The organism is Romboutsia sp., from assembly GCF_035470145.1.
Classification (GTDB): domain Bacteria; phylum Bacillota; class Clostridia; order Peptostreptococcales; family Peptostreptococcaceae; genus Romboutsia_D.
This window is the reverse complement of sequence record NZ_DATIRC010000075.1, coordinates 1-7,641: the sequence shown is the minus strand read 5'-3', so window position 1 is coordinate 7,641 and position 7,641 is coordinate 1. Positions and strand designations below refer to the sequence as shown.

Here is a 7,641-nt window from a genome sequence, read left to right as displayed (position 1 = left end):
TATTTAAAGACCATGAAGTATTTTGTGATAAAAAGGTAAGAAGGATAGGAGATCCTATAGCTTTTGTAGTAGCAAACTCTAAAGAATCTGCAAAAAATGCTCTAAACAATATAAAAGTAAACTATAAAGAAATCGAAGAAGTATTTGACCCGATAAAAGCTATGGAAAAAGATTCTATTAAAGTACATGATAATGATAGTAATATAGTACATCACTTTAAACTTAGAAATGGTGATGTAGATAAAGCCTTTGAAGAATGTGATGTAATAGTTGAAAATGAATATAAAGTTCCTCAAGTTGACCATGTATTTTTACAACCTGAAAGTGGAGTGGCAAAACTTGATGAAGAAGGTAATATAGTATTGTACATAGCAACTCAATATCCTCATTTTGACCAAATAGAAGTAGCAGAAGCACTTAATATAGATAAAGATAAAGTAAGAATAATAAACTGTGCAGTTGGAGGAGCATTTGGGGGAAGAGAAGATATTACAATGCAAATATATTTAGCATTAGCAGCAAAAGTCTTAAAAAGGCCAGTCAAAACAACCTACTCTAGAGAAGAATCATTTATAGCACATTCTAAAAGACATTCAATGATTATGAAATATAAAACTGGAGCAACTAAAGATGGAAAATTAAAAGCATTAAAAGCCACTATTATAGGAGATACAGGAGCTTATGCATCTTGGGCAATAAATGTTTTAAGGAAAGCAGGAGTACATGCAAGTGGACCATATGAAATAGAAAATGTATGGGTAGATAGTTATGCAGTATATACAAACAATCCATTTAGCGGTGCTATGAGAGGATTTGGAGCAACACAAGTTCCAGTAGCTCATGAGCAACAAATGGATATGTTAGCAAAAAAACTAAACATGGATCCAGTACAATTTAGACTTAAAAATATATTCAAAAAAGGAAGTAAAACAGCCACAAATCAAATATTAAAAGAAAGTGTTCCACTTGAGAAATGTATAAAAGAAGTTAGTAAAAATATGGATTTTAGCAAAAAAGGATGCGGCATAGGAATAATGTTTTATGGAACAGGATATGGAAATGGATTCCCGGATGTTTCAAATGCAAGAGTTAAAATAAATGAAGAAGGAAAATTAGAAATATACGTTGGAGCAACTGAAGTTGGTCAAGGTGCAAAAACTATAATGAGCCAAATAGGGGCTGAGGTTTTAAGTATTAGTATGGAAGATGTAATATTTATAAATGAAGATACATCAATAACACCAGACTCAGGAACAGCTGCTGCAAGCCGTCAAACTTACAACACAGGAAATGCTATAAAAATAGCTTGTGAAAAATTAAAAGATGAAATAAGCAAGGTATATGATGTAAAAAGTTGTGATTTGAAAGAAGTTTATAAAAATATGGATAAATCCATTTTAAGTAAAGAAGCATCATTTACAGCATACTCAACAACAATGAATGAAGAAACTGGAATTGGAAACCCATACTGGCCATATACTTTTGGTGCATGTGGAGTAGAAGTAGATGTAAATGAAGAAAGCGGAAAAGTGAATATATTAAAAGCAGTAGTAGCACAAGATGTAGGAAAAGCAATAAATCCTCATTTAATAGAAGGTCAAATAGATGGAGGATTTGCTATGGGTGTAGGATATACCTTGATGGAAGATTTAAACGTTGTAAATGGGAAAATCAAAAACAACAGATTATCAAAATATCTTATACCAACATCACTAGATATAATAGATTTTAAAAAGATAATAGTAGAAGATGAAGAAAGTTCTGCACCTTTTGGAGCTAAAGGAATAGGAGAACCAGTTATGGTGTATGTAGCCCCAGCTATTTTAAATGCAATATATAGTGCAATTGGAACTAGAATAAATGAATTACCTGCAACACCTGATAAAATACTTAAAACAATAAAATCGTCTATATAGATTGGGGATATTTTATGGATACTAAAAAATTAATAGATTTAGCTATGAAAAATAAAAGTGCTGACTTAGTTTTTAAAAACGCAAAAGTAGTCAATGTGTTTTCACATGAAATAATAAATGCAGATGTAGCAATACATGATGGAATAATAGTTGGAGTAGGAAATTATGATGGAGCCGAAAACATAGACTTACAAGGGAAATTTATAGTCCCAGGACTTATAGACTCCCATGTTCATATAGAATCTTCTATGGTATCACCAACAGAATTTGCAAAGGCAATAGTACCAAGAGGAACAACTACAATAATAGCAGATCCACATGAAATAGCAAACGTATGTGGATTAGATGGTATAGAATATATGCTAAAATGTAGTGAAAACTTACCACTAGATGTATATCTTATGTTACCATCTTGTGTACCAGCAACGAGTTTTGAAAATTCGGGTGCAATATTAAAAGCCAACGATTTAGAAAAATTTATAAATCACCCTAGGATACTAGGACTTGGAGAAATGATGAATTATCCAGGGGTTATATACAAAGATGAAGAAGTAATAAACAAAATTGAATTAGCTCATAAAAATAATAAATTTATAGATGGTCATGGACCAAATATGAAAAATGAAGAACTAAATGCATATGTTATAAGTGGAGTAGGTACAGAACATGAGTGTTCAAATGTTGATGAAATGATAGAAAGACTTAGACTGGGAATGTATATTATGATAAGAGAAGGTTCTGCAGCTAGAAATTTAGAAACCTTAGTAAGAGGAGTAAATAACTTTAATTATCAAAGATGTTTATTCTGTACAGATGATAAACATCCAGAAGATATATTAAATAAAGGTCACATAGACAACAACATAAGACTTTCAATAAAAAATGGAATAGACCCAATAAGTGCTATACAAATGGCAACAATAAATGCAGCTACTTGCTATAATCTAAAAAACATAGGTGCCATAGCCCCAGGATATTATGCTGATATATTAATAGTAGATGACTTAAAAGAATTTAATGTAGAAAAAGTTTATAAAAAAGGTATGCTAGTTGGAGAAAATAAAAAGCCTTTATTTAAAAGTAATGATGTTGATAATTCTAAAGTTATAAATACAATAAACATACTAGATATAAAAAAAGAAAACTTAAGCATAAAACTAAAAGACGATATAGTAAATGTTATAAGATTACTTCCACATAATTTGGTAACAGAAAAAGTAACTAGAAAAGTTGATTTAGAAAATAATGAATTTAAATACAATGATAAACTTGATATATTAAAACTTGTTGTACTTGAAAGACATAAAAATACTAAAAATATAGGACTTGGATTAGTTGAAAACTTTAAACTTAAAAATGGTGCAATAGCATCAACAATAGCACATGACTCACACAATATAATAGTTGTTGGAGATAATGATGAAGACATATTAAATGCTATAGGTGAAGTTGAAAATATTGGTGGTGGAATAGCTATTTCATCACAAAATAAAATATTAGATAGCTTACCACTTATAATAGGTGGACTTATGAGTGATAAAGATATAGAATATGTAAACTCTAAATTAAATAATATGCTAAGCATAGCATATGATAAATTAAATGTAAGTAAAGAAATTGATCCTTTCATGACACTATCATTTTTAGCACTTCCAGTAATACCACAGATAAAGCTTACAGATAAAGGACTGTTTGATGTAGTTAAATTTGATTTTATAAAAATATAATAAAGTTTTTTCTAGAAATTCAAAGTATGATTTTGTTGAAATAGCTCTATAAAATTGTCCAGCATTATAAATAAAGTACAAGTTGATTAGTTAAATTCAAAATATTTAGCTCATATAATTAAATAAGCTAACTTAAATTATTCACTAGTATAGTTTTAATATAAGTATAGCAAAAAATGAAGGGGGTTTTGTGTATATGGAGTTTTTAGAAAAAAGATTTAAACTCAAAGAACACAATACTAATGTAAAAACTGAAATACTAGCAGGAATAACAACGTTTATGACAATGGCTTACATACTAGTTGTAAATGCTAATATTTTAGGTGATACAGGAATGGACAAAGGTGCAGTATTTGCAGCGACTGCAATAGCTGCATTTATAGGAACTATTCTTATGGGATTACTTGCAAATTATCCAATAGCACTAGCACCAGGTATGGGACTAAATGCCTTCTTTGCTTACTCGGTAGTTATATCTATGGGACATAGTTGGCAATTTGCTTTATGTGCTGTATTTATTGAAGGTATAATCTTTATATTACTAACAGTTACAAACATACGTGAAGAAATAATAAACTGTATACCTCCACTTTTAAAACATGCAGTTACAGCAGGTATAGGATTATTTATTGCATTTATAGGACTCGTTAATACAGGAATAGTAACATCAGGGGGAGCGATATTAACTCTTGGAAGTATGAAAGCACCTTTAGTACTACTTTCAGTATTTGGTCTTATAATAGCAGCAGTACTTATGTGTAAAAATGTTAAAGGTGCATTTTTACTATCTATGATAATAACAGCAGCTGTGGGAATGGTGTGTGGATTAGTAGAACTTCCAAAAGCTGTAGTATCAAGCATCCCATCTTTAGAACCAGTATTTTTAAAGGCCTTTTCAGTTGAGACATCACAAATATTTAGTTTTGATATGGTAGTAGTAGTATTTACATTCTTATTTGTTGACTTATTTGACACAGTAGGATGTTTAGTAGGAGTAGCATCAAAAGGAAATCTTTTAAATGAAGATGGAACATTGCCTCGTGCTAAGCAAGCTTTACTTGCAGACTCAATAGGAACAACAGTAGGAGCACTTCTTGGAACTTCTACAGTTACTTCTTATGTTGAAAGTTCAGCAGGAATAGCAGAAGGAGGAAGAACAGGGCTTACTGCAGTAACTACAGGATTTTTATTTTTAATATCTTTATTCTTTGCACCAATATTTACAGCAATACCTCCTCAAGCAACAGGACCAGTTTTAATATTAGTTGGGGTATTAATGGCAAGTTCGGTTCTTGAAATAAACTTTAAAGATCCAACAGATGCAATACCTGCATTTTTAACATTTACTATGATGCCACTTGCTTATAGCATAGCTGATGGTATTATATTTGGTATAATATCTTATACTATACTTAAGCTTATATGTGGTCAAAGAGAAAAAATTAACTTATCACTTATAATTTTAAGCATATTATTTGTACTAAAATTTGTATTCTTATAAGATAAATAAGTCTCCTTTGATATAGTTTATATTGAAGGAGACTTGATTTATTTAATATAAATATAGAAAAAAATATCTTCATACAATATAATCAAATTATAAACTAAAAAAATATAACTATTTTCACGTAAATATAGTAAAACTATAATAGGAAGGCGTACTTATGTTTAATTTAAATGATTGTGTAGGATTTATGACAAATAAATATAATAAAGAAATTACAGAAGCTTTTAATGAAAGAGTTTTAAAGCATGGTATAACTAGAGTACAATGGATAGCTCTATATTATATAGGAGAAAATGAAGGTATTACTCAAAAACAATTAGCTCAAACTGTGGACTCAAAAGAATCTTCAATTGTTAGATTAATAGACAGAATGGAAAAAGAAGATATAGTTAAAAGAGAAAAAGATTGTAGTGATAGAAGAATTACAAAGTTATATTTAACACAAAAAGGAGTACAAAAAAGAGAAGAAATACTTCCTATAGGGAAGAAATTTTCAGATGACAGCATAAAGGGAATAAAAGAAGAAGATTTAGAAACTTTGAAAAATGTACTAAATAAAATAGTAGAAAATTTAAAAAATAATTAAAAATAAGTTTACATAAGCACTATAAGGTGCTACACTTTAGTTGAATAGTTGCTATGCTAATTATATGCATAGCATATAATTTAAGGGGGAATTGACAATGAAAAAAGATGTAAGAGGAATGTTAAACGCATTTACACAAGGGCTAGGAGCTGTAAGCGAAACTAATAAGGCAAATGTTAATGCATTTATGCGCCTTTTAAGTACTGGATATAAAGAAGGAGCTTTAACTACTAAGACTAAAGAACTTATGAGTGTTGCAATAGGAGTATATAATCGTTGTGAATACTGTATAGTTTATCATGTGTATAAATCTTTAGAATTAGGTGCTACAAGAGAAGAAATAATGGAAGCGGCTATGGTTGCAGTTGGATTTGGGGGAGGTCCTTCTATGGCATATAGCGTAACTTTATTAAAAGATAGCATAGATGAATTTGAAAATGACTTCAAATAAAATAATTAATATTATAATAAAAAAATAATCAAGTGATAAAAAAGCTAGGCGATTTGCCTAGCTTTTTCTAGTGAATTACAATGTATATCCAACTAATTCCATAAATCCCTTTCCAGAAATACTTTTTATTTCGTGGTTATTCAATTTTTCTTTTATAGATACTAAACAAGTACCTTCCCATATTGACTTAAGAGGTTCTAGAAGGAGCATTTCCTGTTCCTCAAAATCTGGAACCACATTTATATTCATATTAAAATCAGGTAGTATAATGTTCCATTCCACAGGATATACTGTTGATGTAGTTGGACTATTCCAATATCTAGTAGGTTGCAAAATAACATTTTGTGTAAATTTCAAATCTCCATTTATGTCAATGCAATTAGCCATAGAAGAAAAACTTTTACTTGTTTGGATGAGTAATTCACGACCATCATCTAATTGAAGTCCGAACCAATTCCAATTAGGCATATCAAGTGTATATCCCCATTGGTGATCAAACCAGCCTTCACCTTTTACTTTTACAATTTCTTTTGTTTCTTTATCTTTAATATATCCTTCTACAGTATTTCTAGTAAAAGAATAGTAAAATAATTCATTGGGTTTTCCATCTTCTCCTATTAATGCAATAGGCTTATTAGGAAAGAATAGTAAATCAATGATATTATCATCTTCAATAATATTAACGTTAAAATAATTATTTGTTTCATCTAAAAAGTCAAATGAAGAATTTCCATATGAAAGTTTCATAGGGTTATGTTTAATATAAGCATCTTTCATTATCTTATGGGGGTAAGGAAGTTTGCATCTAAGAAGATTCATAAATTGTTTCCACATCTTTTTATCGCATGGAAATCGTAAAAGTAAATTAATAATTAATTCAGGATCAGTAAAGGAATAACTAATATGGGTATTCTTTTTTAAGTCTATAAGAGAAAAGATTAAATAATGCCCTTTGAAAAAATCAAACTCCCCTATACTAAAAAAAGAAGCCATTGTTGCATAATTTCTACCATTATCCCCTTTAAGAAAAGCATAATAATACCACCATTCCATATTTGAATTACAATGGTTTCTTGTATCTTTAGGGAGATTAACATTATTAGAAATATCTGTACATGAACGCTTATTCATAATAATCACCTACTAAAATATTTTAGTATAAAATATGAATGCGGACATGATTTGGTTACAATCAAGAAATAGGTAGAGCTGGCCGTGACGGAGAGTTGAGTGATTGTATATTAAATTTCATTTGCTATCATTTCCGATTTGCATTTTACGATTTTTAAACTTTTATAATAGGAAATAATATATCAGCTAATATTTCAGATCTAGCAATTATAATAAATACCTTATTCATCATAAGTATTTATAAAGAGAGAGCCGCTACTATCTATTTCTGCATAAAATACATCGGAAACTGAATTAATATTTTGTTTTTTTAGTTGTTTATA

Annotated in this window: 6 protein-coding genes; 5 read left to right on the top strand and 1 reads right to left on the bottom strand. The window is 29.4% G+C overall.

The features are described 5' to 3' along the window. The 5 genes from VLM92_RS02615 to VLM92_RS02595 all read left to right on the top strand — a co-directional run. Positions 1–1,916: xanthine dehydrogenase family protein molybdopterin-binding subunit (locus VLM92_RS02615; RefSeq protein WP_325274800.1), on the top strand; the 1,916-nt coding region annotated here is incomplete at its 5' end. Positions 1,917–1,930: 14 nt separating this feature from the next. Further along, positions 1,931–3,643: an adenine deaminase gene (ade, locus tag VLM92_RS02610; RefSeq protein WP_325274799.1), complete on the top strand. Its 1,713-nt coding sequence runs from the start codon at positions 1,931–1,933 to the stop codon at positions 3,641–3,643. Positions 3,644–3,839: 196 nt separating this feature from the next. Continuing rightward, the gene (locus VLM92_RS02605; RefSeq protein ID WP_325274798.1) at positions 3,840–5,144 is read left to right on the top strand and encodes an NCS2 family permease; all 1,305 of its coding nucleotides are present in this window, start codon (positions 3,840–3,842) and stop codon (positions 5,142–5,144) included. Between the two features lie 163 nt (positions 5,145–5,307). Next, a complete protein-coding gene (locus VLM92_RS02600; protein WP_325274797.1) occupies positions 5,308–5,736 on the top strand; it encodes a MarR family transcriptional regulator in 429 nt (142 codons plus the stop codon). Positions 5,737–5,833: 97 nt separating this feature from the next. Further along, positions 5,834–6,187, top strand: coding sequence for a carboxymuconolactone decarboxylase family protein (locus VLM92_RS02595; RefSeq protein ID WP_325274796.1), 354 nt, complete (start codon positions 5,834–5,836; stop codon positions 6,185–6,187). A gap of 75 nt (positions 6,188–6,262) precedes the next feature. On the opposite strand, the gene VLM92_RS02590 is transcribed toward VLM92_RS02595, so the two are convergent. Continuing rightward, positions 6,263–7,318, bottom strand: coding sequence for a lipocalin family protein (locus VLM92_RS02590; protein ID WP_325274795.1), 1,056 nt, complete (start codon positions 7,316–7,318; stop codon positions 6,263–6,265). Between the last annotated feature and the right edge of the window lie 323 nt (positions 7,319–7,641).